General features: G+C 66.9%; 19 protein-coding genes. 8 read left to right on the top strand and 11 right to left on the bottom strand.

Features of this window, described 5'->3' with window-relative positions:
- Window positions 1-58 precede the first annotated feature (58 nt).
- Both LJ760_RS15830 and rsmI read right to left on the bottom strand, forming a co-directional pair.
- Entirely contained in the window at window positions 59-1,540 is a 1,482-nt protein-coding gene (locus tag LJ760_RS15830; RefSeq protein WP_227924281.1) for an NAD-dependent succinate-semialdehyde dehydrogenase, read from the bottom strand.
- Window positions 1,541-1,708: 168 nt separating this feature from the next.
- Window positions 1,709-2,599, bottom strand: a complete 891-nt coding sequence (gene rsmI / locus LJ760_RS15825) for a 16S rRNA (cytidine(1402)-2'-O)-methyltransferase (RefSeq protein ID WP_227924280.1) — start codon at window positions 2,597-2,599, stop codon at window positions 1,709-1,711.
- A gap of 214 nt (window positions 2,600-2,813) precedes the next feature.
- Here rsmI and LJ760_RS15820 point away from each other — a divergent pair, with 214 nt between their 5' ends.
- Both LJ760_RS15820 and LJ760_RS15815 read left to right on the top strand, forming a co-directional pair.
- Window positions 2,814-4,313: a dolichyl-phosphate-mannose--protein mannosyltransferase gene (locus LJ760_RS15820; protein ID WP_227924379.1), complete on the top strand. Its 1,500-nt coding sequence runs from the start codon at window positions 2,814-2,816 to the stop codon at window positions 4,311-4,313.
- 44 nt (window positions 4,314-4,357) lie between these two features.
- The gene (locus LJ760_RS15815; RefSeq protein WP_227924279.1) at window positions 4,358-6,166 is read left to right on the top strand and encodes an AMP-dependent synthetase/ligase; all 1,809 of its coding nucleotides are present in this window, start codon (window positions 4,358-4,360) and stop codon (window positions 6,164-6,166) included.
- Between the two features lie 77 nt (window positions 6,167-6,243).
- On the opposite strand, the gene LJ760_RS17525 is transcribed toward LJ760_RS15815, so the two are convergent.
- Window positions 6,244-7,977 (bottom strand): TIGR01906 family membrane protein, encoded by a 1,734-nt coding sequence (locus tag LJ760_RS17525; protein WP_331460735.1) that lies wholly within the window; start codon window positions 7,975-7,977, stop codon window positions 6,244-6,246.
- Window positions 7,978-8,070: 93 nt separating this feature from the next.
- Window positions 8,071-9,063, bottom strand: a complete 993-nt coding sequence (locus LJ760_RS15805; RefSeq protein ID WP_227924278.1) for a stage II sporulation protein M — start codon at window positions 9,061-9,063, stop codon at window positions 8,071-8,073.
- A 54-nt stretch (window positions 9,064-9,117) separates the two neighbouring features.
- Between LJ760_RS15805 and LJ760_RS15800 the strand changes: the two genes are divergently transcribed.
- Window positions 9,118-9,918: an RDD family protein gene (locus LJ760_RS15800; RefSeq protein WP_227924277.1), complete on the top strand. Its 801-nt coding sequence runs from the start codon at window positions 9,118-9,120 to the stop codon at window positions 9,916-9,918.
- Between the two features lie 10 nt (window positions 9,919-9,928).
- On the opposite strand, the gene ahcY is transcribed toward LJ760_RS15800, so the two are convergent.
- The 3 genes from ahcY to LJ760_RS15785 all read right to left on the bottom strand — a co-directional run bounded on the left by ahcY (window position 9,929) and on the right by LJ760_RS15785 (window position 12,105).
- A complete protein-coding gene (gene ahcY / locus LJ760_RS15795; protein ID WP_227924276.1) occupies window positions 9,929-11,395 on the bottom strand; it encodes an adenosylhomocysteinase in 1,467 nt (488 codons plus the stop codon).
- Between the two features lie 37 nt (window positions 11,396-11,432).
- Entirely contained in the window at window positions 11,433-11,618 is a 186-nt protein-coding gene (locus tag LJ760_RS15790) for a Trm112 family protein (protein ID WP_227924275.1), read from the bottom strand.
- A gap of 97 nt (window positions 11,619-11,715) precedes the next feature.
- The gene (locus LJ760_RS15785; protein ID WP_227924274.1) at window positions 11,716-12,105 is read right to left on the bottom strand and encodes a DUF3499 domain-containing protein; all 390 of its coding nucleotides are present in this window, start codon (window positions 12,103-12,105) and stop codon (window positions 11,716-11,718) included.
- Window positions 12,106-12,246: 141 nt separating this feature from the next.
- Between LJ760_RS15785 and LJ760_RS15780 the strand changes: the two genes are divergently transcribed.
- The gene (locus LJ760_RS15780) at window positions 12,247-12,759 is read left to right on the top strand and encodes a metallopeptidase family protein (protein ID WP_227924273.1); all 513 of its coding nucleotides are present in this window, start codon (window positions 12,247-12,249) and stop codon (window positions 12,757-12,759) included.
- 7 nt (window positions 12,760-12,766) lie between these two features.
- Here LJ760_RS15780 and LJ760_RS15775 read toward each other — a convergent pair whose 3' ends face one another.
- Genes LJ760_RS15775 through LJ760_RS17325 form a run of 3 tightly spaced genes read right to left on the bottom strand, consistent with a single transcriptional unit; the run spans window position 12,767 to window position 18,482 of the window.
- Window positions 12,767-14,473 carry a DUF5719 family protein gene (locus tag LJ760_RS15775; protein ID WP_227924272.1) on the bottom strand — a complete coding sequence of 569 codons (1,707 nt, stop codon included), beginning with the start codon at window positions 14,471-14,473 and terminating at the stop codon, window positions 12,767-12,769.
- Window positions 14,470-17,904, bottom strand: coding sequence for a glycosyltransferase (locus tag LJ760_RS15770; protein ID WP_227924378.1), 3,435 nt, complete (start codon window positions 17,902-17,904; stop codon window positions 14,470-14,472). Before LJ760_RS15770 ends, LJ760_RS15775 begins: the two co-directional genes overlap by 4 nt.
- Before the next feature lie 32 nt (window positions 17,905-17,936).
- Entirely contained in the window at window positions 17,937-18,482 is a 546-nt protein-coding gene (locus LJ760_RS17325; RefSeq protein ID WP_231709589.1) for a WhiB family transcriptional regulator, read from the bottom strand.
- Between the two features lie 336 nt (window positions 18,483-18,818).
- Between LJ760_RS17325 and LJ760_RS15760 the strand changes: the two genes are divergently transcribed.
- Entirely contained in the window at window positions 18,819-19,556 is a 738-nt protein-coding gene (locus tag LJ760_RS15760; RefSeq protein ID WP_227924271.1) for a TIGR03089 family protein, read from the top strand.
- On the opposite strand, the gene LJ760_RS15755 is transcribed toward LJ760_RS15760, so the two are convergent.
- Window positions 19,534-20,085, bottom strand: a complete 552-nt coding sequence (locus LJ760_RS15755; RefSeq protein WP_227924270.1) for a GtrA family protein — start codon at window positions 20,083-20,085, stop codon at window positions 19,534-19,536. The genes LJ760_RS15760 and LJ760_RS15755 overlap by 23 nt on opposite strands.
- A 193-nt stretch (window positions 20,086-20,278) precedes the next feature.
- On the opposite strand from LJ760_RS15755, the gene LJ760_RS15750 reads away from it, so the two are divergent.
- Genes LJ760_RS15750 through LJ760_RS15740 form a run of 3 tightly spaced genes read left to right on the top strand, consistent with a single transcriptional unit; the run spans window position 20,279 to window position 23,628 of the window.
- Entirely contained in the window at window positions 20,279-21,445 is a 1,167-nt protein-coding gene (locus LJ760_RS15750; protein WP_227924269.1) for a 5-(carboxyamino)imidazole ribonucleotide synthase, read from the top strand.
- Between the two features lie 3 nt (window positions 21,446-21,448).
- Complete coding sequence (purE, locus tag LJ760_RS15745) at window positions 21,449-21,979, top strand: 5-(carboxyamino)imidazole ribonucleotide mutase (protein WP_227924268.1); 531 nt, start codon at window positions 21,449-21,451, stop codon at window positions 21,977-21,979.
- Between the two features lie 5 nt (window positions 21,980-21,984).
- Window positions 21,985-23,628 carry an LCP family protein gene (locus LJ760_RS15740; protein ID WP_227924267.1) on the top strand — a complete coding sequence of 548 codons (1,644 nt, stop codon included), beginning with the start codon at window positions 21,985-21,987 and terminating at the stop codon, window positions 23,626-23,628.
- The last annotated feature ends 45 nt before the right edge of the window (window positions 23,629-23,673 follow it).

Genomic DNA, 23,673 nt, shown 5'->3' with positions numbered 1-23,673 from the left:
CGGCAAAAAGGAACCCAGTGACACCGGCGGCGTCACTGGGTTCCTTTTTGGCGGTTACCTACCCGGCGTAGGGGTCGGCGATCCCGATGTACTGCGTGTAAAGGTATTCCTCGATGCCTTCGGCACCGCCCTCGCGGCCCAGCCCGGACTGCTTGACTCCGCCAAACGGTGCGGCGGCGTTGGAAACCACTCCGGCGTTGAGTCCCAGCATGCCGGATTCCAGCTTTTCGCCGATCCGCAGTCCGCGGTTCAAATCCCGGGTGAAGACGTAGGACACCAATCCGTATTCGGTGTTGTTGGCGAGCGCCACGGCTTCGTCTTCAGTGGAGAAAGTGACGATCGGTGCCACCGGACCAAAGATTTCTTCCTTCAGGATCCGGGCATCCGGGGCAACGTTCTGCAGGACCGTGGGGCGGTAGAAGTAGCCCGGTCCGTCCACGGGTTCCCCGCCGACCAGTGCCACTGCGCCGCCGTCGACCGCTTCGCTGACGAGGGCATGCACCTTGTCCCGCGACTTGGCGTCAATCAGCGGCCCGATCTTGGTGTCCTCTTCGGTACCCCGGCCGGTAGTCATGGCACCCACCCGTGCCGCAAACTTCTCTGCGAACTCCTGCGCCACCGTGTCCTGGACGATGAAGCGGTTTGCCGCCGTGCAGGCCTCGCCCATGTTCCTCAGCTTTGCGGTCATGGCGCCTTCCACGGCTTTGTCCAGGTCTGCGTCCTCGAAAACAATGAAGGGGGCGTTTCCGCCGAGCTCCATGGAGGTCCGCAGGACGTTCTCGGCTGCATCCCGGATCAGGCCCTGGCCTACGGGCGTGGAACCGGTGAAGGAAACCTTCCGCAAACGGGAATCCTTGAGGATGGGCCCGGTGACGTCCCCGGCAGAGGTGGTGGAGACAACGTTCAGCACCCCGGCAGGCAGCCCGGCTTCCATCATGACGGCCGCGAAGAGCTGGGAGGTCAGGGGGGTCAGCTTGGCGGGCTTGAGCACCATGGTGCAGCCGGCCGCCACAGCGGGGGCGATCTTGCGGGTGGCCATGGCCAGCGGGAAGTTCCAGGGGGTGATCAGCAGGCACGGCCCCACCGGCTTCTTGTTCACCAGCAGCCGGGATTTACCGTCGGGAGCGGTGCTGTAGCGCCCGGAAACCCGGACGGCTTCCTCGGAGAACCAGCGCAGGAACTCCGCGCCGTACACTACCTCGCCGCGGGCTTCCGCCAGCGGCTTCCCCATTTCCAGCGTCATCAGCAGGGCGAAGTCCTCGGCGCGTTCCGTCACCAGTTCAAAGGCTCGGCGCAGGATTTCCCCGCGTTCGCGGGGTGCCGTCCGCGCCCAGGCATCCTGTGCGGCTGCGGCGGCGTCCATGGCCAGCGCACCGTCTTCCGTGGAGGCATCGGCAATGCTCATCAGCACCTTGCCGGTGGCGGGATCTTCGACGTCGAACGTGCGGCCGCCGGATGCCTCCCGCCACTGGCCGTCAATCAGCAGGCCGGTGGGGACCTGCGCCAGGAGTTCGGCTTCACGGTCTGCGGGAATACCCATAGGGAATGCCTCCAAAATCATCGGAACCGCCGCGGGCGGCGTGCCCGTGGTCTCACTAAACCGTAGGCTTCGGCTGCACTGCCTGTAAATGCGGGTATGCACTACCTTCCCCGGCAACTACTGTGCATCTGCCCAGCGTTCCCGCGGCGTTGTCCCGGGCCGGAGTGCTTAGCTGCGCGCTTCCAGCACCGCCGAATACAGTTCGCGCTTGCTGATCCGGGCATCCTCGGCCACGGCGGCGACGGCGTCCTTAAGCCGGATGCCCTGCTCCACCAGGGAATTGACGGCGGCCACGTGGTCCGCCGCCTGTTCCGGCGCGGCGTCCGGTGCGCCTTCCACCACCACGGCGATTTCGCCGCGCACATCCCCGGCTTCCGCCCATTCCAGCAGCTCGCGCAGGGGCCCGCGCAGTACCTGTTCATGCAGCTTGGTGAGCTCTCGGGCGACGGCGGCGCGGCGGTCCCCGCCGAAGGCGGCGTCCAGGGCACGCAGCATGGGTTCAAGGCGGTGCGGAGCCTCGAAGAACACCATGGTCCGCTGCTCGCCGGCCAGCTTCGCGAGCCGGCTGCTGCGTTCCCCGGGCTTCCGGGGAAGGAAGCCTTCGAAGCAGAAGCGGTCCGTCGGCAGGCCGGAAAGGGCCAGCGCGGTCAACACCGCTGAGGGTCCGGGGGCGGCGGTGACGGTCAGCCCTTCGGCGGCTGCAGCCTCCACCAGGCGGAAGCCTGGGTCGGATACGGCGGGCATGCCGGCATCGGTCACCATCAGGAGGGTGGCGCCGCCGCGGACCATCTCCAGCAGATCGGCAGTGCGGGAAGCTTCGTTGTGCTCGTGGTAGCTGATGATCCGGCCCCGCGTGGTGATGCCGAGGGCGCTTACCAGCCGGTGCAGGCGCCGGGTGTCCTCCGCGGCAATGATGTCGGCGCTTTCCAGCAATCCGATCAGCCGGTTGGTTGCATCGCCCATATTGCCGATGGGTGTTGCCGCCAGGACAATCTGCCCCGGCCCTGCGGCGTCGTTGTTCGCGGTGCCTGCCATGGTGCTTGCCCTGGTGCCTGTCATGCTGCCTGTTACCTTGCTCGAGTCCACCCTCTAACCCTACGCGACAGGCTATAGAGTGGTGCGCGTGAGTCTCTCCGGTTCCTCGACGACCCGCCGCGAGGCACCGGCCCCGGTCGAGTCCCCTCAGCATGCTTTCACCTTCGATGCCCTGCGGAACCGCCTGCTGGGCAGCAGCCTGGTTCCGCTGGGGGCGGCCGGCTGGATCCTGCCGCTGATGATGGCGGTACTGGGCGGTGTGCTGCGCTTCACCCGCCTGGGTGAGCCCGGTGCCCTGGTGTTTGACGAGACCTACTACGTCAAGGACGCCTACTCGCTGCTGCAGTCCGGCTATGAACGTGCCTGGCCCGAAGATGCAAACGACTCCTTTGCTGCGGGCCAGCCCCAAGTCCTGCTCGATGAGCCCGAATATGTGGTGCATCCGCCTGTCGGCAAATGGATGATCGCTTTCGGGATGGCACTTTTCGGATCGGACAATTCCTTCGGCTGGCGCTTCGGCGCCGCGCTGACCGGCGCCCTTACGGTCCTGCTCCTGGGGCTCATTGCCGCACGGTTGTTCTCCTCGGTGACTCTCGGCGCCCTGGCCGGGTTGTTCCTGGCCGTGGACGGGCACCATCTGGTCCATTCCCGCACCTCCCTGTTGGATGTCTTCCTGACGTTCTGGGTTGTGGCCGCGTTCGGCGCGCTCCTGCTGGACCGAAGGGACGGCCGGCTGCGGCTGGCACGTGCCCTCGCCCGCACGGCCGGCGCCGGCCGTGCGGGCGAGCCGGACCGCCCAGACTCCGGCGGCGGGGCACTGCTGTACGGGCCGTGGCTGCTCTGGCGCCCCTGGCGGATCGTTGCCGGCGTCTGCCTCGGCCTGGCTGTAGGCACCAAGTGGTCAGCCCTGGCCTTCGTTGCCGTCTTCGGGCTGATGACTGTCCTCTGGGATGTCGGCGCCCGGCGCGTGGCAGGCGTTCGCCAGTGGGAAAGCGCCCTGTTCCGGGACGGCGTGCCGGCGTTCCTCACGATCATCCCGGCCGCGTTGATCACCTACGTGGCCAGCTGGAGCGGGTGGCTGTTGTCCGACGACGCGTACAACCGGCAGTGGGCCGAGGAGAACCCGGACGAAGGCTGGAGCTGGGTTCCTGCTCCGCTGCGTTCACTGGCCGAGTACCACCGCAGCGCCTATGCCTTCCACAACGGACTCAGTTCGGAGCACAGCTACTCCTCCACCGCCTGGACCTGGCTGTTCATGGGCCGCCCCACGTCGTTCTTCTACGAGTCCTCTGCCGAAGGCGACGCCGGCTGCGCCGCGGAGAGCTGCTCCACGGCGGTCACCTCCGTTGGCAATCCCCTGATCTGGTGGGCTGCCGCCCTGTCGCTGCTGGTAGTGCTGTTCTATTGGGCTGGCCGGCGGGACTGGCGGGCCGGTGCGGTGCTGTCCGGAGTGGCGGCTGGATACCTTCCGTGGTTCGCCTATCCTGAACGGACAACTTTCTTCTTCTATGCGGTGTCCTTTGAACCGTTCCTCGTCCTCGCCTTGGTCTACGTGCTGGGCCTGATACTCGGCCGGCCCGGGGACAGTCCACAGCGCCGGCGGATCGGCATCCTGCTTACCGGCTGCTTCGTCGCGGGGGTCCTGGCGCTCTCGGCATATTTCCTGCCGGTCTGGACAGCGGAAACCATCCCGTATTCTGGCTGGCGGCTGCGTATGTGGATGCCCAGCTGGATTTAGTCTCATTACCCATGTGCTCAACGCACAGAAAGAGAGGGTCATAAGTGCGCGAGTCCGCCACTGACCTCCTGGTTAGCCTTCCCGAAGATTCGAATGTTACGGATCTCCTGCTCCAAATGCATCGAAAAGATCCCGCCCGCGTCCTGTACGCGGTCAAGAACGGCGACAGCTGGGAAGACATCACCGCCGCGCAGTTCCTCGCAGAAGTTACCCGGCTGGCCAAAGGCCTGATCGGATCCGGTGTCCGTCCCGGCGACAGCGTTGCCGTCATGTCCCGGACCTCCTACGAGTGGACCGTGGCGGATATGGCCAACTGGTTCGCGGGGGCCGTCACCATCCCGATCTACGAAACCTCCTCCCCCTCCCAGGTCGAGTGGATCCTCAAGGATTCCGGTGCCCGGCACGTGTTCGTGGAGGACGCACGTAAGGCCGACATCGTGCTGGCCGCCGCTTCCGCCCTTGAAGGGGAATTCTCCATCTGGCTGATGAACGACGGCGACGGCGCCGACACGTTCACCGGCCTCACCGCCGCGGGAAGCAGTGTCAGCGACGACACGCTGGAAACGGCCCGCAGTACCGCGAACCTCAGTGACACCGCGTCCATGGTGTACACCTCCGGAACCACCGGGCGGCCCAAGGGCTGCGAAATCACGCACGGCAATTTTGCCCTCTTCGGCGTCAACGTCATTGAAGTCCTGCCGGAAATGCTGAAGGTCCCCAACCCGACCACGCTGATGTTCCTGCCGCTGGCGCATGTGCTGGCGCGCGCGGTCCAGGTGGGCTGCCTGCACGCGGGCGTCAAGGTGGGCCATTCCCGCAGTGCGTCCGACCTGATGTCGGACCTCAAGTCCTTCTCTCCCACGTTCCTGCTGGCCGTGCCGCGGATCTTCGAGAAGATCTACACCGGCGCCCAGGCTTCGGCCGAAGCCGCCGGCAAGGGCAAGGCCTTCGAGGCTGCCGCCGCCACCGCCATTGCCTACTCCGAGGCGCAGGACTCGGCCGCCCGCGGCGGCCGCGGCCCGTCGGTGGCGCTGACCGTAAAGCACAAGCTGTTTGAACGGCTCTTCTACCCGAAGGTACGTGCGGTCCTTGGCGGAAACGCTGCCTTCGCCATCTCCGGTGCCAGCGCGCTGAGCCCGATGCTCGCGCACTTCTTCCGCGGCTGCGGGGTCACGGTGCTGGAGGGCTACGGCCTGACCGAAACCACCGCCCCGGCAAGCGTCAACCAGGCAACCCGCACGCGGGTGGGATCGGTCGGCCTGCCCATGCCGGGCACCACCATCCGGATTGCCGACGACGGCGAGGTCCTGGTCCGCGGAGCCGTGGTCTTCAAGGGCTACCACCGCAACCCTGAAGCTACTGCGGACGCCTTCGAGGGCGAGTGGTTCAAGACCGGCGACGTAGGCGTTCTGGACGACGACGGTTTCCTGCGCATCACCGGCCGCAAGAAGGACCTGCTGGTCACAGCCGGTGGCAAGAACGTGGCCCCCGGCCCGCTGGAAGAAAAGATCCGGGAGAACCGGCTGGTCTCACAGGCCATCGTGGTGGGCGAAGGCCGCCCGTTCGTGTCCGCCCTGATCACCCTGGACGAGGAGGCCCTCGCCGCCTGGAGCCGGGAGAACGGCGCCCCGGACGGTGTTGCTGCGGAGGATCCCCGGGTGCAGCAGCTGCTGCAGGAGTCAGTCGACGCCGCCAATGCAACGGTGTCCCGGGCCGAACAGATCCGCAAGTTCACCGTGCTGCCCAAGGATTTCACCCTGGAATCGGGCCATCTCACGGCCACGCTGAAGCTGCGCCGCAATGCGGTGATTGCGGATTACTCCGACGAGGTCGACAAGCTCTACGCCAAGTAGGCACAGCGGCAGTAAAAATCCCCCGTACCGATACCGGTACGGGGGATTTTTATGCTGCGGGACTGCCGGTGCTCGACCTAGAGTGCTTCGAGGGACTCTGCGTAACGGCGGCGGGCGTCTTCCCGGGCCTGCTGAACGCGTTCCCGGCGTGCCCGGGTCGGCCAGCAGCAGACCAGCACGACAACGCAGGTGAGCAGCACCAGCGCGGCAATGGTGATCCCGGCGTCCATCCAGAACTGGGCCGGGAAGAGCCGGATCAGCGTGTCATCCAGCCGGAAGGTCCAGTTCCCGTTCGCGAAGAAGACGGTATGCAGCTGGGTGAAGAACTGTTCCCAGCCCAGAACGGCGAGGACGACCAGTGCCGCCACCAGGACCAGTGTGACCACCGCACCGGAGAACAGCGACCGGCGGATGCCGCCCGGGCTGCGGCGGCGCAGATAAAGCGCGGCGAAGAGGCTCAGGACCGCCATCACTGTCGCAGCGATGAAGGCCACCGTCAGCACCGTTTTGACGTCGGCCATGTGGCTGACTTCGCTGGCCAGGTACAGCGGTTCCCCGCCGTCCCCGACCAGGTCCCCCAGATACCGGGAGCCGCTGAAGTTGAGCAGGTAGTCCACGGCGTAGGAACCGTAGGTCATCCGGTCATCGGTGGAGAAGCCGTAACTGTCTGCCGGGAAACCGGGCCGATGGTACTCCGCCCACAGGAACAGGGGCGTCGCGACGGCACGGATGGCCGCGGCCAGCACCATGACCGGGAAGAACACGGCAATCATGACCTGCAGGACACGGGCCAGGACGGGCTTGCCCGCTGCTGCCTTCTCCCGTTCCTGTGCACGGCGCTGCGCTTCAGCCAGTGCCGGGTCGACGTCGTCGGCGTGGTCCGCCCTGTCAATGGCTGGCTCCGTCCCGCTCTCCGTCTCGGCTGAGTGGGCAATAACCGGTGTGACGGCAGTCTTTGTGGACTCGGTGGTCTCCGCGGCAGTGCCGTCCTGTACTTCGCCGTCGACGGCGTCGGACGTTTCCGGTTCGCGCTCCGGCGTCGTTTCGGAGTCAGTTATGGAGTCAGTTTCGGAGTCTCCGGACCCGTCGGCTTCATGCCGGCCGGCTTCATGCGCTCCGGAGGGCGCGGCATGCGGCCGGCCCTCCCCTGCTTCCACCGCGCCGGATGACGTTTCAGCGGATGCTGCCGCCGTTTCCCCACCCGCGCGGTCCCTGTCCTCGGGGCCGGCGTCGACGGCGTCGTCGGTGTCGTCGTCGTCGTCGGTGGAGGAATAACCGCTCAGGTCGGGCAGGGTGCTGGCCCGGCGCATGGGAAGCTGGCTGCGCTGGGCAACCTTCGGATGCCCGCCCGGGACGGTTCCACCGGTGCCGGCAGTTCCCGCTGCATCACGGTTTCCGGACGCAGCCGGGCTCTCAGCCGCTTCCCGGTTCCCGAGGTCAGCGTCTTCAACGTCCTCCGGGCCCTCCGGATCTTTCGGGTCCTCGAGCTGCTCCGGCGCCTCCGGGGTCCGCTCGACATCCTCGACGTCCGGCTCTTCGACGTCCGGCTCTTCGGCGTCTACGGGTGCGTCGCCTGCCTCATCTGCTGCAGCCTCCGCATCGGCATCCGCCCGCTGGGATGCGGTGAGGTTATCGAACTCCGCGTCCCAGTCGGCGTGTTCACTGGTCCCGGCGGGTTCCGGGGCAGTAGCGGCGTGGGAGCCCGATCCGTTGGGGGCACTCCCCTGCGGCGGCACTGAAGCCTCGGTTCCGTTGAGCGGCTCCCCTCCGGCCGTCGATCGATGCGTGGGGGTTTCGTCCTGACTTGCCACTGCTTCCTCTTTCACTTCCCTGAACTGTTCTCCGCTGGTCTTACACTCGACCCTACCGGGACAGCACCGGGTGGGCCGCACGCCACCCCGCGGCTAGGCCGTACGCAGATACACTCCGGCGTCGCGCGCCGACAGGTCACCTCGGTGACCGGCCCGGTAGGCCCTTCCGCCAAGAATGAGCGTGTACGCCCAGTACGCCGCAAATACTCCGAACCCGATGGTCAGGCGCAGCCAGGCCGGCAGGGGGCTGGGTGTAACGAAGCCCTCAACCAGTCCCGAGACAAACAGGACCACTACCAGGCCAAGGGCAACCGTCATCAGGGAACGTCCCTCCTGCGCCACGGCGGTCATCCGGGAACGCCGCCCGGGTGCAGCGAAAGCCCAGAAAATCCGCAGCCCGGCGGCTGAGGCAATGAAAATGGCGGTTAGTTCCATGAATCCGTGCGGCAGGATATAGGTGAAAAACACGTCCAGGCGGCCGTGTGCTGCCATCATGCCCGCGGACACGCCCACGCTGACGGCGTTTTGGTACAGGATCCAGGGCACCCACAGTCCGGTGATGCCGAACGCGACCGCTTGGACGGCGATCCAGGCATTGTTGGTCCAGACCATGCCGGAGAACGACGCCGCCGGATTTTCGGAGTAGTAGTTGACGAAGTCCTCTTCGACATAGCGTCGGACCTCTTCGTCCGACCCCACTGCTGCCAGCACCCCCGGCGTATTGACGGCCCAGAAACCGGTCAGCCAGGCCACCAGGACGAAGGCTGCACCTATCGCAACGGTGAGCCAGCGCACGCGGTAAAAGGCGGCGGGGAGGGAGAAAACGAAAAAGTTCGCCAGGTCCTCCATGAAGTTGGACCGGCTGCCGGTGAACCGGGTCCGGGCGCGGGACAGGCGCATGGAGAGGGAGGCGGAAAGCGTTCCTTCCGGGGCCACCGAGCGCACGATGGAAAGATGGGTGGAGGCGCGCTGGTAAAGCCGAAGCAGTTCGTCCGCTTCCGGGCCGCTTAAGCGGCGGCGGGCAGCCAGCTCGTCGAGGCGTTTCCAGTCATCGCTGTGCACGGCAGTGAAGGCATCGAGGTCCACGGTTACACCCTAACGGGTCGGTACAGTAGTCCCCATCACTTCAGGAGGACACGAATGAGCAGCATTGTCACCGGCGAAGCGGTAGTCCTTGAACTCCGTCCTGCCGGCTTCGCCGCGCGGATGGTCAGCGCCCTCATCGACGTCATCGCCCAGGTCCTCGTGTTTATCGGCTTGATGCTGCTCGTTGCGCAGGCCGTCGCGTCGTCGGACCCGGCCCTGGCACAGGCATTGTCGCTGAGCCTTGTGGTGCTGCTGTTTGTGTTGGTCCCGGCGGCGGTGGAAACCCTGACGCGGGGAAAGTCGCTCGGCCGGCTGGTCATGGGGCTGCGGATTGTCCGCGACGACGGCGGTTCGGTGCGGTTCCGGCACGCCTTCATCCGGGCGTTCACCGCGGTACTGGAGATCTACATGCTCGCCGGTTCGCTGGCCTTCATGGTGGCGTTGTTCAATGACAAGTCCAAGCGCCTCGGGGACCTCATGGCCGGCACCTACGCCCTGCGGGACCGGGTGGTGGCACCGCTGCCGGAACTGGTCGCGGCTCCCCCTGAGCTTGCCGGCTGGGCGGACCTGGCCGATATCGGCCGCCTGCCCGACGGGTTGGCCCGCCGCATCTCCCGCTTCCTGGCGCAGAGCGGACACATGACCGGAACGGCCAGAGTAGCGCTTGCATCCGAACTTGCCTCGGAAACCACTGCGTACGTATCCCCGCAGCCGCCGCCGGGCACGCATCCGGAGGCCTACCTCCGGGCGGTCGTCGCCGAGCGCCGGGACCGCGATTACGTCCGGCTGGACCGCCAACGGTGGCAGTCCCGGGCCCTGGCCGAACGGCTGCACCGGATGCCGTTCAGCGACTGAGCCCGGGCAGTCAGTACCGGTAATGCTCGGGCTTGAAGGGCCCGGCCACGTCGACGCCCAGATAGTCCGCCTGGCTCTTGGTGAGCTCGGTCAGTTCGACGCCGAGGGCGGACAGGTGCAGGCGGGCCACCTTTTCGTCCAGGACCTTGGGCAGCACGTAGACCTGGTTGGCGTAGGTCCCGTCGCCGTGCCTGGTGAACAGCTCAATCTGCGCAATGGTCTGGTTCGCGAAGGAATTGCTCATCACAAAGGACGGATGGCCGGTGGCGTTGCCGAGGTTCAACAGCCGCCCTTCGGAGAGCACAATGATGCTGCGCTGCGCGTCAGTGCCTTCGTCGAACACCCATTCATGGACCTGCGGCTTGATCTCGACCTTGCGGATTCCGGGAACCCGGGCGAGTCCGGCCATATCGATCTCGTTGTCGAAGTGGCCGACGTTGCCGACGATGGCCTGGTGCTTCATGGCGGCCATGTGCCTGGCCATGATGATGTCCTTGTTGCCGGTGGTGGTGATGAAAATATCGCCCTGCGCCAGCACGGATTCCAGCTTCGCCACCTGGTAGCCGTCCATCGCCGCCTGCAGCGCGCAGATGGGGTCGATTTCCGTGACGATCACCCGGGCGCCCTGCCCGCGAAGTGCCTCCGCCGCACCCTTGCCGACGTCGCCGTAGCCGCAGACCACGGCAACCTTGCCGCCGATAAGCGTGTCAGTGGCACGGTTCAATCCGTCCGGAAGGGAATGCCGGATGCCGTATTTGTTGTCGAACTTGGACTTGGTGACGGAGTCGTTGACGTTGATGGCCGGGAACAGCAGCTTGCCTTCGGCTGCCAGCTGGTAGAGGCGCAGCACACCGGTGGTGGTTTCCTCCGTGACGCCCCGGATGCCCTTTGCAATTTGGGTCCACTTCCCCGGATGCTCCGCCAGGCTGCGCCGCAGACGGTCGAGGATCACGGTGGACTCGTAGGAGTAGTCCTCGTCGCCGTCCTGCGGGTTTTCCGGTACATACCCCGCCGCTTCGAACTCCACGCCCTTGTGCAGCAGGAGGGTGGCGTCACCGCCGTCGTCGAGGATCATATTCGGGCCGCCGGATCCTTCGGGCCAGGTAAGGATCTGCTCGGCGGTCCACCAGTAATCCTCGAGTGACTCGTTCTTCCAGGCGAAGACGGGAACGCCTGCAGGTTCGGCCGCCGTTCCCCCGCCTACCACCACGGCAGCAGCGGCTTCGTCCTGCGTGGAGAAGATGTTGCAGGACGCCCAGCGGACTTCAGCGCCCAAGGCCGTCAGCGTCTCGATCAGCACGGCGGTCTGCACAGTCATGTGCAGGGACCCGGCGATTCGGGCACCGGCCAGCGGCTGGCTTGGACCGTACTCGCGCCGCAGCGCCATCAGGCCTGGCATCTCGTGTTCGGCCAGGCGGATCTGGTGGCGTCCGGCTTCGGCGAGGGAAAGGTCGGCTACTTTGAAGTCAATGCTCACGCTGGAATCCTCACGGGTTCGCGGCGGGTCCGGGCGGTTAGCCCTCCTGCCGAGTGGCGGCGGCCTTCAGCAGAACCGGAATTCCTTCTTCCACGTGGTACCGCACCGGTTCGCCGCTTGCGTCGGGAACGGTCGAAACGAGTTCGTCACCGTCCTGGACGAGGACGGATCCGGTGGCAGGGCAACGCAGGACATCGAGGAGTCCGGCTGTCAGATTGGCCATTGATACAGCACTTCCTTGAAATCGGGTGCCGCGGTGGGCGGCGCATCACAGCCAAGCCTAGCGCCTGGGAGGCAGGTACCAAGGCGCAGGGCGGTGCCTAGTTCTGTTCGCGCAGCACCTTCAGGTGCGCCCGGCGGGTCCCGGGGGTTTCGGCGGGTGGCTCCAGGGTGTGCTTTCCGCTGCGCTGCGGCTCCGTGCCGTCCTCTTCCGTAGCCTTCGCCGCCTGTTCACGTACGGCGTCCACCAAAGCGGAGAGTTCATCACTGGTCGGAGTCCGGGGCTGGCCCTCCAGGTTCAGGCGGACGAGTTCCCATCCCAGCGGTGCGGTAAGCCGGGCGGAGTGGCCGGCACACAAATCGTAACAATGCGGCTCGGCGTACGTGGCCAGCGGGCCAAGCACTGCAGTGGAATCGGCGTATACGTAGGTCAGCGTAGCTACCGCCGGATGGCGGCAGGCTGACCGGGAGCACTGGCGTAAGGATTCCACGGAGGATCACTTTACCCGTTCCCTGCGCGGCGCCCGTGCAGGCGCGCCGGAGCCGCGGCCCCGGGCCCGGCTGCGACGTAAGACGGTTGCCCAAAAAAATAAGGGGTCCCCGGGGCTGGGGCCAGCGGTTAGAGTTCTTACATGTCCATGGGATCTTCATTCCGGGTGCGCCTCGATGATGAGTCGAATGCCGCAGCCGCCTCCTCCCCCGGTGCGCCGGCGCGGTCCTTCCGGCAACGGCGGCGCAACCGGCACGGGCGCGGCCTGCGGGGAGACGTGATCCCGCCGCATCTGGCCGGTGCCCGCACTCGCGCGGAACGTTTCGACGAATGGGTACTGGAATCAGCGCAGCGACTGGAACGGCTCTGGGGCGAACGGATCCAGTCCTACCAGTTCGTGGTCGAGGAGATCCCTCCCGGACTTGAGGAGCTGGCGCGTTCCGGCGGACCCATTCCGCTGGGCGCCGGGACAGCCTCCGCGCCGAACCGGCCGCCGGTCATCACCATCTACCGGCACGCCGTCGAAACCTCTGCCCGCTCCCTGGTGCCCGTCAGCGAGCTGGTGCATGACGTCATCGTGGAGCAGCTGGCGATCCTGATGGGAATGGACCCGGAAACCGTTGATCCTGCCTACGGCCGGTTCCGCCCCCTGTAACTGAGGTCTAGTACCCCACACCCACCTGTACGCGGCTGCCGCCTACGGTGCCCCGGGGCAGGGGCACTACGCTGATCCCGGTGTCTCCCCCGGTCACTATCTGTGCCCCGTAAACCGGTGCTCCGGTGGCACTGACCAAGACCGCGGCGGCGGGTCCACCCAGATCGCCCGGGTTGACCACGGTAGTGGAGGCCGCTTTGAGCTGCACCGTCTTCTCGGCCAGCAGGGCGCCGTCGGCGGTGACAGCAGCGAGGCGCACTTCGGACGCCCCTTCCGGCGCCGTGAACGAGAGCGCGGAGTCTCCTGAGGCCAGTACCGCCAGGTGCTCGCTGCCAAGGCGTTCGCCGGCAGGAGCAACGGCAATATCGGTCCCCTTCTCGGCATCGGAACCGCGGCTGAAGACGGCTGACGCGGCCACGGCGACGTCGGACGTAATATCCAGCGTGTAGGTGCCTTCGGGCAGCGTATCCAGCGGAAGGCGCGTCACCGTGCCTGCCGCAGCGTTGTAGCTTCCGCCGCCCTCCAGGACGGCTTCGCCGTTGCTGCCGAAGACGCGGACATTCACGACGGCGTCGCTGCCGCCCGGAACCGCTATCTGCAGTGACGGCGTCACCGACGCGTAGCCCTCTTCCTTCGCCAGGTTGCGGGTAGCCTCCGGGTTCTGGATGCGCACGCCGCTGACCACCTGTGCCGGGCCGGGAGCCGCCGTGGGCTGGATCAGCTCCACACCGCCGGGGGTCAGGCCCCGCAGCAGGTTCTGCGAAATCACCGCTGAAACCGGTCCGCCCGAGCTCCGCACCCGCACGGCCAGGGAGTCCTGGTTGGCGGCGAGTCCGGCAAGGACCACTGACTTTGTTTCGCCCGGGGCCACCGCGATGCCCCGGGTGCCCGGCCCTTCCACCGGACCGGCAGTGCCGTAAAGTTCCAAATCGACATCGGCGGGGGTCAGGGACGGGTTGGTTAACTGCAGCACCGCTGTGGCGCCGACGTTCGTCCGTGCTCCCACCAGCCAAAGGTCATTGGCCGGGGCCTGGCAGGTGGCCGCCGTGAGTCCGGCCAGATCGCCGTCTGCAGCGGTATAGGTCATGGTGGCGCCGGCCGTGACCTGCTGGGCACCGGCAGGCTCGGCGCTCAAAAGCGCCGCCGCGGAGACCGGCGTCTCGCGTACGACGCCGGCGGTACGCTCTCCGGCGAGCGGTGCGTCCGTGCCGCCGCCGATGCCCTTGAGGACCGAACCGTCCGAGACTGCCGACAGTTCGGCGGCCGGCAGCGGGTTGCCCGCATCAGCCAGGAGAACCGCGCTCACTACGGACTTGGCAGAGGTGGACTCCGCGCTGAACTCGGCGTCCGTACCGGCCGTGTTGCCGGCGAGCAGCCGCGGCGGCTGCGGGCACACGCCGGTCAGGGGCCCGGCGGGAACTTCGGCATAGGGAACGTCTACGGCCCCGCCTGCGGAACCGGTTCCAACTAGCGATGCCCCCGCCGCCAGGGCACCGGCAGCAGTCAGGAGCAGGATCCCTGTTGTCCAGCGTCCGGCGGTCCTGGCGCCGCCGGAACCGGCCCTGCGGGCAGTGGCTCCGCCAGGTTTGGAGCCGGCGGGCGCCGGCGAAGTTGATGAAGGCGTTTCCGGTGCCTCCGGGCGCAGCTCAGCCTCTTCCTCCGTAGAAGGGAGTTCTTGCTCCCCCGGCTTGCTGCCGGACTTGTCCCTGCTCATTGCTGGCTTCCTTCCGGGGTCCGGTCAACCCGGTGCGGGCCTGCGCCGAAGGGCACGGGCGATTCCTCTTTTGCAGCTGTCTGTGCCGAACCGGGTACCGGTCCGGCCGTAGGCTGCGGCTCGTTTGCCGCCGTTGGCGCCTCGGGCAATTCCCGTTTGCCGGGAAGGCGGACAGTCTGGCCGGTGGGCGTGGGAAGCGCCAGGAGCACGGTCAGTCCGATCACCAGGATCTGCAGCGCCTCAAGCCACGGCGAGGCTGCGCTGGCATAGTCCACGCGGAGCTCTCCACCCTCGGCAGGCAGTTCGAAGGCCTGCGCCCACTGATGATCCGTCGCGGTCAGCGGGCTGCCGTTCAGGCTGGCCTGCCATCCGGCGTCGGCGCGTTCGGCGAGGACCAGCAGGCGGCCTTCCGCGCCGGCGGGGATGGAGGTGCTGATGTCTTCGGCCTGGGACGGCACGGCCGCCGCGGTGCTGCCGTCCGCATTGAGGATGCGCGCCCTGGCACCAAGGCCGGACTGCGTTTCCGTACCCGCTGCGCTGAGCGGTTCGCTCACCCGCCACAGCCACCCGGAGTCGGTTTGTCCCACTGCGGACAAGCCGGGTACGGAGTCCATCCGCCCGGCCAGCAGCTCGGCGGCCGTATCGGATTCCTGCAGTACCACGAAGGCGACGCCGAGACGGGCGAGGTCTGCCCGCGGGTCAACTCCGCTGCCCGCGGTAATCGCGGCCACCGCTCGGCGCAGGTCAGCAGTCGCCGGATCGTCGTCCGCCAGCGTTTCCCTGCCGGCACCGCCCTTGACTCCGCGGGCGGCGTAAATGGTGGAAAGCTGCTCCAGGGTTGTCCCGCCGCCGCGCATGAGCGCTGCCGAGACATTGCCCTCCGCGTCGACATGAAGGACGAGGCTGCGTGACTGTGTAGTGTCGTTGCCGGCATCGGCTGCCGTGGCGGGCAGTCTGCGGTCTTCTGCACCCTGGACCTCCAGATTGGTGCCCGGCAGGATAGCTGCGGCGGCCCCGTCCGGGGACTGGGTTCCGGGGAAACCGCTGCCGGTGAACTGCGGGATGACCCAGAAGCCGAGGCTGGCGGCGGGACCGGCCGCGAGCACCGTTCCAAGCACCACGGCCAGGACGCGGTTGCTGCGCGCAACCGTGCGGCGCCGAGCACCGGACAGGAGGTCGCCGGCAAAGACCAGCGCCGGGCAGAGAAGCAACAGCGTGCAGGCGGAGACGAGCGGGCCCGTGAATGCCGTCACCACGGCATCCGGCGCGGCAGCGGTTCCCAGGTAGGACGCTGCGGCGTTGAGCGCCAGGGCCGTCACGACCAGCAGCCAGCTCAGTCTCGCCAGCGGCGCGGACCGGGTGCGGAAAAGGGCAAGGGCAGCCAGGAACACAACCGGAGCACCGACCAACAGGGCCAGGGCCAGGTTCCAGGGTCCGACCGGAAGCAGCCCCGCCAGGGTGCCGTTGATGTCGAAGGCCAGCGGATAACCGAGCAGTTGCTGCCAGGCCTCGGACCGGATGAAGGCCAGCGGCATGCCGGGATCCGCCACGACAGCGCGGAGGCTGGGCGCCGCCGAGAGGACCTGCGGGAGCAGGAGGACAGCGCCGGGCAGCAGGGACCACCACAGGGTCCTTGCACGGCGCCGCAGTCCCAGCGTCAGGAGGAGCACCGCGGCGGCAGCCAGCACGAACACCAACGGCGCGGCAGCAGTGACGGCGGCCAGCAGAAGGCCGGCGGTAGCGGCTGCGGTCCAGGACGCGGCCCCCGCGGGTCCTGCCGTCCCGGCGGGTCCTGCGGTCCCGGGTGCTGCGGTCCCGGATGCTGTACCCGAGCCAACGGCGCGGGCAACCGCCAGCACCGTAAGGGGAAGCAGGAGATGGACAATCAGGGCACCGAGCCGGCCGCTGCCCAGAGCCACTTGGAACGCGGGAACCGCTGCCCAGAACAGGGCTGCCCAGAAGCGCAGCCCGCGATGGCTGGTAAAGGCTCCGGCGGCGAACCAGGCGCTCAGCCCTGCCAGCGGGAGCGCAAGGAACAGCAGGATCAGCAGGGCGGCATTGCCGTTGCCGAATCCGGCGATCGCCAGCAGTGTGAGGACATAGTTGAAGGGGTCGCCATGGGCCGGGGCTCCGGACCCCAGCTGTGCCCACCAACCGGTAGCGGCGGCCCAGACTTCGCCCACACCCTGTCCCAGGGGCACCAGCGCCCCGCCGGCCACGGCCGAGGCACCGAACAACCGGTGCAGCCCGGCCAGGGAGAACCCTGCCAGCAACAGCACAGCAGCGACGGCGCCAAGCCCTACCCAGGCGCGCCCGGGACCTTCCAAGGCAGCAAAGTCGTTATTGGTGTCCCCGCTGGGGACGTATTCGGCGCTGCCTGTTTCGGGAGTTTCCGGCGAAGCGGCCCGGTACATTGTCCGCCGGTGCTCCCGGACCTCCCTGCTGCCGCTGCGCAGTGCATTGACCGCGTTACGCGGGCGCCGCCGGGTAACCGCTGCCTGCCGTCGGGAGCGGTAGAGATCGACCGGTCGCAGGACCGCCGCGGCGCTGGTGAGCAGCGAGGACACCGCATACGCGGGGTCCTTGGCCACCATTCCGAGGAAGAAGCGGCCAATGCCGCCCAGGACCGCACCTACTGCAAGGAACGGCACCTGCCACAACGGTGCGTGCTTGAGCCGGAGGAAGATCTCCGCCCGTCGGGCAGCGGATGCGGAGGCCGCGGGGTTGGGACGGTTGCCCGCGTGGCGCATCCGTGCGGAAGGCACCACCACCACCCGGTTTCCGGCCAGCCGGTTCCGCCAGCAGAGGTCAATGTCGTCTCCGCTTCCGGGCAACGCGGGGTCGAATCCCCCCAACAGGTCCCAGGCGTCGCGGCGGATCAGCATGCCGGCGGAGTTCACGGCAAAGATGTCGCTGCGGGAGTCGTACTGCCCCTGGTCCAGTTCATCGGCGTCGATGAGCGTGAGCCTTTCGGCCCACCGGTTGATGCTGACTCCCACGTCCACCAGGCGTCGGTCGTTATCCCATTCCACCTGCTTCGCACCGGCAATGGTTACGGAAGGAGCGCGCTCAACGGCGAGGAGCAGTTCCTGCAGTGCCCCTGGATCCGGAGCCGAGTCGTCATGCAGCAGCCAGATCCATTCCTGCACGCTTCCGGCGCCGTCCTCGGTGCCGCTGCCGGAAGCGGAACCGCTGCCGGTGACGCGCAGGTTGTCCGGGAGTTCGGCCAGGCCCGCCGTCACAGCTGCTCCGAAGCCGCTCCGCGCCGGAACTGCGATGACCGGGCTGCCGACCGGGAGTCCCAGCTGCAGCAACGAGGCGCTGGCATCCGTGGAACCGGCGTCCACGCCAATGCAGAAGTCCGCAGGCCGGGTCTGGGCCGTCAGCGCGGAGAGTGTATCGGGCAGATAAGAGGCGCCGTTATGGGCTATAACAACGGCGCAGACATGGACTTGCGAATGAATTAGACTGCCTGCTTCCGAAGCCGACGGCGTTCGCGCTCGGACAGGCCGCCCCAGATTCCGAACCTCTCGTCATTGGCCAGTGCATATTCGAGGCATTGCGAACGCACGTTGCAGGCGGCGCAGACCTTTTTGGCGTCCCTCGTTGAGCCGCCCTTTTCCGGAAAGAAAGCCTCGGGATCGGTCTGTGCGCAGAGGGCATCCGCCTGCCAGCCCAACTCGCCTTCGTCGGCGTAGTCCTGGCCCAACCCGGGCAGTCCGATCCAGACGGGCCGGCTTTCGGACTCCGGCGGAGCCTGGAACAACGAAACGGGCGGGTCGAGGACAAGCTCCTCGTCGGCAGGAGCATCCGCCAGCGCCTCATGCGCAGCAAGGAAGGCAGTGGCCTGGTCCTCGAGGGTGCCGGCGGTTTCCCTGCGGTAGCGCTCGGCAGCAGCCGGGTCTGCAGGATCCACGTACCAGTCGACGGGCACGCCCCTTGAGCCGTAGCTGGCCGAAGCCTGCCCGGCAATGACCGTGTTGTCCTGCGTTTCTTCTGCTTGCCCCATGGAGTCCTCCCGGTGTTACTGCTCCAGCGGCGGCTGTGTGGTCGAGCCGGCGGGGCCTGGGCCCTGCGGGTCCTCCCATGTGGCTGGAACAAATCCGATACCTAATTACACGTGTGTAATACGGCTCCGTCAAGCTGTTCAGGCATCCTATAGAGTTCAATCAGCGGATGCCGGGAACGCCACGCCCGGGATTTCGCACTTAAGCCGGGCGCGTCGCACTTTACCCGTCCCGGGAAGCGGGAATCGCATCATCCGCGATTATTCAGCGTCGCCATTCGCAGTAAGCCGATGCACGCCGTGCCGCCTACGCAGGAACCAACGAAAGAGGCCCTCTCCATGACCATGTCCGCAGCAAGCACCCTTCTGTCAGGCCTGCGCACGCGCCAGGCTACTTCCCCTGCCCTGATCTGGTACGGCCCCGCAGGGGAACGGATCGAGCTCTCAGGGAAGGTGCTGGACAACTGGGTGGCCAAGACCTCGAACTTCCTGGTGGATGAACTGGACGCCGAGCCCGGCCGGCTCGTCCGCCTGGACCTTCCCATCCACTGGAAGACCTTGGTCTGGGCCCTTGCTGCCTGGCAGACCGGCTGCACCGTGGTTCTAGGTTCCCCGGCCGAAGGAGGACACGTGGACATAACGGTCACCGACGCTGCGGACGGCGGCGCCGAGGGGATCATCGTGGCCGTCGCGCTGGGGGCACTGGACCTGGCGTTCCCGTCGGAGCTGCCGGCCGGCGTCGTCGATTACGCGGCGGAGGTGCGCTCCTACGCCGACACGTACATGGAGGGCGCCCGGCCCGACGACGGACAACCGGCCCTTGAGGTCGGAAGCCCGACTGCTGCCCGCGAATTGAACGGAACAGTGTCCTACGGATCGCTCGGGACCCTGCTCGGCGGAGCATCGGATGGTTCCGCCGAAGTACTGCTCGCTTCAGCTCCGGACCTGCCGCTCGTACTGGAGGCGGCGGTGGGAACCTGGGCCTCGGGCGGCGCCGTCGTGCTTACTGCGGCCGGCGTGGAACCGGACGAACGGGTATTGGCCTCTGAGAAGGTTACGAAGCGCTTGGAGGCTTAACGGCGCCGTACCGGTTGACCTTGCTGGGCGGGACTATGGACTCGTCGATCAGTTCATAGTCCTTCTCGAAGCCGGGTTCCTGGTCCAGTTCAACGTTGAAGACCCAGAACCGGTACGCAAAGAACCGAAGGATGGTGGCGACGGCGATGCCCAGCACGCCGGCCAGGAACAGCATGTTCTTGTCTTCGATACCCATCGGATAGCGGGCAACCCAGGTGAAACCGGTGGAAATGACAATGCCCACGCCGTTGATCAGAATGAACAGTCCCAGTTCACGGCCCACGTTGTCCACGCTGCGGCGGCGGCGGAAGGTCCAGTAGCGGTTGGCAACCCAGGAGACCATGGTGGCGACGACGGCGCCCACGAAACGAGCCTTGACCTCACTGCCGGACATCGGTCCGTGCATCAGGTAGAGGGTAAGGCCGTTGTCCACCACGAAGGCCACGGCACCTACCGTGCCGAATTTGGCAACCTCACGCCAAAAAAGGGAAACCAGGCCCCGAAGCCGATCTGACAGCGATGTATTCATGACCCTCCGAGGCCGATCGACGGCAGCACCCCCAAAGACTCATGGAAGAATCGGCGGCTGCCAGTTCCCGACGCGCGGACGCGCGGCGGTCAACAGCCGATATTACCGCGCCTTTATGGGAGTCTGCTTAGTGTCCAGGGAGACAACGGTGCCGCGAGGCGGGAATAACAGCCCTTTTCGGTACGCTTAAGCCGTGGATTTCCCAATTATCGGCGTGATAGGCGGCGGCCAGCTCGCCCGGATGATGGCCCCGGCGGCCACAGCCCTCGGATTTGAGCTGCGTGTGCTCGCCGAGGGCCCCGAGGTATCTGCCGTGGCGGCAGTGGCCAATGCCACAGTGGGTGATTACCGGAACCTGCAGGATTTAGCGGATTTTGCCGCCCAGGTGGACGTTGTCACGTTTGACCACGAGCATGTGCCCGGTGAACATCTGCGGGCCCTCATGGAGAAGGGCATCAATGTCCAGCCCGGTCCCGCCGCACTGATCCATGCCCAGGACAAACTGGTCATGCGTGCCGCCGTGGAACGCCTGGGACTGCCCAATCCGCGCTGGGCCGCGGTTTCCACACCCGGGGACCTGGTCTCGTTCGGCAACTCCGCCGGCTGGCCCGTGGTCCTGAAGACACCGCGGGGCGGCTACGACGGCAAGGGCGTACGCATAGTCGACGACGCCGCCGCTGCCGCGGACTGCGCCGATTGGTTCGGCTCCGAACCCCTGCTGGCCGAGGAAAAAGTGCCGTTCCACCGGGAATTGTCCGCCCTCGTGGCCCGCACTCCCAGCGGTGAAAGCAGTGCCTGGCCGGTTGTCGAATCCATCCAGGTCCACGGCGTCTGCGACGAGGTCATTGCCCCGGCACCGCAGCTGGATCCGGCCGTCGCGGACGCTGCCGCATCCGCAGCCCTGCGCCTGGCGGAGGAACTGGGTGTCACCGGAGTCATGGCTGTCGAGCTCTTTGAAACCCCCGGCCGCGGCCCCGGCTTCCTGATCAACGAACTGGCGATGCGCCCGCACAACTCCGGGCACTGGACCATGGACGGCTCCGTCACCGGCCAGTTCGAGCAGCACCTGCGCGCAGTCCTCGATCTCCCGCTGGGCGCCACCTCCCTGCGGGGCGGGACAGCCGTGATGAAGAACTTCCTTGGCGGCGACAACAGCGACCTGTTTGCTGCATATCCCCTGGCGCTGGGTGCCGAACCCGCCGTCAAGGTCCATACCTACGGCAAATCCGTCCGGCCGGGACGTAAGATCGGCCACGTTAATGCCGTCGGTTCCGCTGACGACCTCCCCGCCCTCCGCCGCAGTGCCGGCCGGGCAGCAGCCATCATCCGTGACGGCCGCGACCCCCTGAAGGAGAACTGAAGCATGTCCCACAGCGCTGCCACGCCGCTGGTAGGCCTCGTCATGGGTTCGGACTCCGATTGGCCGGTCATGGACGCAGCCGCTGCGGCCCTTGCCGAATTCGGCATCCCCTATGAAGCCGACGTCGTTTCGGCCCACCGGATGCCGGCCGACATGCTGGAATACGGGCAGGACGCCCACCGCCGCGGGCTGCGCGTCATCATTGCCGGAGCAGGCGGGGCCGCCCACCTTCCGGGCATGCTGGCCGCGGTTACCCCGCTTCCGGTCATTGGAGTTCCCGTGCCGCTGAAATACCTGGACGGCATGGACTCCCTGCTCTCAATCGTCCAGATGCCCGCCGGGGTGCCGGTAGCCACGGTCTCGATCGGGGGTGCCCGGAACGCCGGACTGCTGGCTGTCCGGATACTCGCAGCAGGTACCGACCCACTCGCTGCCAGCCTCCAGCAACAGCTCATCGAGTTTGCCGGCGGGCTGCGCCAGTCCGCCATGGCCAAAGGCGCAGCACTGCGCACATCCCTGCTCGGAACGGACTAGCAGCAATGAACCAGCAACGTTCCGAGCCCACGGGCGGCTCCTTCACCGATCCCGTGCGGTATCCCCAGACCGCGGCCCCCGCGGTGCGCACCAAGCGTGCCTTCATCCTCCTGCTGCTGACCCTGGTGCTTCCCGGGTCTGCGCAGGTGGTAGCCGGGGACCGGCGCCTCGGCCGGCGTGCCCTGAAAGTCACCTTCGCAGTCTGGGCGGTGGCTATTGCGGCCATCGTCCTGGCCGTCACCAACCGAGCACTGCTGATCAACATCCTGGCCAACGGCTGGGCCTCGTTCGGAATCATGATCGTCCTGGCCGCCCTGGCCGTGGCCTGGGGACTGTTGTTCCTGAACACCCTGCGCATCATCCGCCCTCCCCTGCTGCAGCGCCGGGTGCGGCCGCTAGTCGCCGCCTGCCTGGTGCTGCTGATGGTGGGAACCAGCGGCAGCCTCGCCTACGGCGCCTACCTGATGAACGTCAGCCGGCAGACTTTCGGCTCCATCTTTTCCTCGGGCCCGTCCCTTGATCCGGTAGACGGCAGGTACAATTTCCTGCTGATGGGCGGAGACGCCGGCGAGGACCGCACCGGACTGCGTCCCGACAGCATCTCGATGATCAGCGTGGATGCGAAAACGGGCCAGCCCGTGACTTTCAGCATTCCCCGCAACTTCCAGAACGCCCAGTTCCCCACGGATTCCCCGCTGTACGACATATACCCCGACGGCTACAACTGCGGCGACGAGTGCATCATCAACAGCCTTTACCAGACGGTGACGGAGAATTACGCGGATCTCTACCCCGAGGCAGCTGATCCCGGCGCCGAAGCCATGATGGACGCCGTCAGCGGCAGCCTGGGGCTTGAGGTGCAGGCCTACGTCATCGTGGATATGGGCGGTTTCGAACAGCTGGTCGACGCCATGGGCGGCGTCACCGTCAATTCCGGCGGCTGGGTGCCGATTACTGCCGGGGAAATTCCCGGCACCAACCGGCACTATCCCCCGGACGGCTGGATTCCGCCGGGCACCCAGACCCTGGACGGCTACCATGCCCTTTGGTACGCCCGCTCGCGCGAATTCGTGACTGACTACCACCGGATCGCCCGGCAGCAATGCGTCCAGCAGGCCATGGTGGCCCAGATGGACCCGGCTACGCTCCTGACCCGCTTCCAGGCCATTGCCACGGCCGGTGAAGAGATCGTGAAAACGGACCTCCCCCAGGACCAGCTGGGCAGTTTCGTGGACCTGGCGTTGAAGGCCAAGGGCCAGCCCATGGAGCGGATGACCATCGGCCCGCCGGACTTCGGCACGGCGGCGGACAACTTTGTGACCTATCCGGACTTCAACCTGATCCACGCCCGGGTGCAGGACTTCCTGGCCGGTTTGGAAGCCGCACCGGCCGAGCCGGTTCCGGCCCCCGCTCCGGCGGAAGAAGCTGCCCCGGCAGCACCGGAAGAAGCAGCACCCGAGGAAGCCGCACCGGCGCCGGAGTCAGGCACCGGCGCGGACGGCGAAGCAGCCGACGGAACTCCCATCACCGAGGTGCCGCAGGAGGAAACCGAAATAACGGTGGAGTATCTTCAGTACCTCGCGGAAATCGGCGATGACGCCACCCTCGGATCGCTCCTGAACAACAACGGCGAGTGCAGCGTGGGCTAGTTCCGCCTTCCCAACCCGACCCGATTCTCAAGCACCCGAAAGAGG

The sequence above is a fragment of the Arthrobacter sp. zg-Y895 genome (genome assembly GCF_020731025.1).
Classification (GTDB): Bacteria; Actinomycetota; Actinomycetes; order Actinomycetales; family Micrococcaceae; genus Arthrobacter_B.
Note: the sequence above shows the minus strand (reverse complement) of the source record. Positions and strands in the feature narration are given on the sequence as shown.

Bases quoted from the DNA above. Each gene is read 5' to 3' on its own strand.
- LJ760_RS15830 (WP_227924281.1), bottom strand. From the start codon at position 1,540: ATGGGTATTCCCGCAGACCGTGAAGCCGAACTCCTGGCGCAGGTCCCC.
- rsmI (WP_227924280.1), bottom strand. From the start codon at position 2,599: ATGACAGGCACCAGGGCAAGCACCATGGCAGGCACCGCGAACAACGAC.
- LJ760_RS15820 (WP_227924379.1), top strand. From the start codon at position 2,814: ATGATGGCGGTACTGGGCGGTGTGCTGCGCTTCACCCGCCTGGGTGAG.
- LJ760_RS15800 (WP_227924277.1), top strand. From the start codon at position 9,118: ATGAGCAGCATTGTCACCGGCGAAGCGGTAGTCCTTGAACTCCGTCCT.
- LJ760_RS15790 (WP_227924275.1), bottom strand. From the start codon at position 11,618: ATGGCCAATCTGACAGCCGGACTCCTCGATGTCCTGCGTTGCCCTGCC.
- LJ760_RS15780 (WP_227924273.1), top strand. From the start codon at position 12,247: ATGTCCATGGGATCTTCATTCCGGGTGCGCCTCGATGATGAGTCGAAT.
- LJ760_RS15775 (WP_227924272.1), bottom strand. From the start codon at position 14,473: ATGAGCAGGGACAAGTCCGGCAGCAAGCCGGGGGAGCAAGAACTCCCT.
- LJ760_RS17325 (WP_231709589.1), bottom strand. From the start codon at position 18,482: ATGGGGCAAGCAGAAGAAACGCAGGACAACACGGTCATTGCCGGGCAG.
- LJ760_RS15760 (WP_227924271.1), top strand. From the start codon at position 18,819: ATGACCATGTCCGCAGCAAGCACCCTTCTGTCAGGCCTGCGCACGCGC.
- LJ760_RS15755 (WP_227924270.1), bottom strand. From the start codon at position 20,085: ATGAATACATCGCTGTCAGATCGGCTTCGGGGCCTGGTTTCCCTTTTT.
- purE (WP_227924268.1), top strand. From the start codon at position 21,449: ATGTCCCACAGCGCTGCCACGCCGCTGGTAGGCCTCGTCATGGGTTCG.
- LJ760_RS15740 (WP_227924267.1), top strand. From the start codon at position 21,985: ATGAACCAGCAACGTTCCGAGCCCACGGGCGGCTCCTTCACCGATCCC.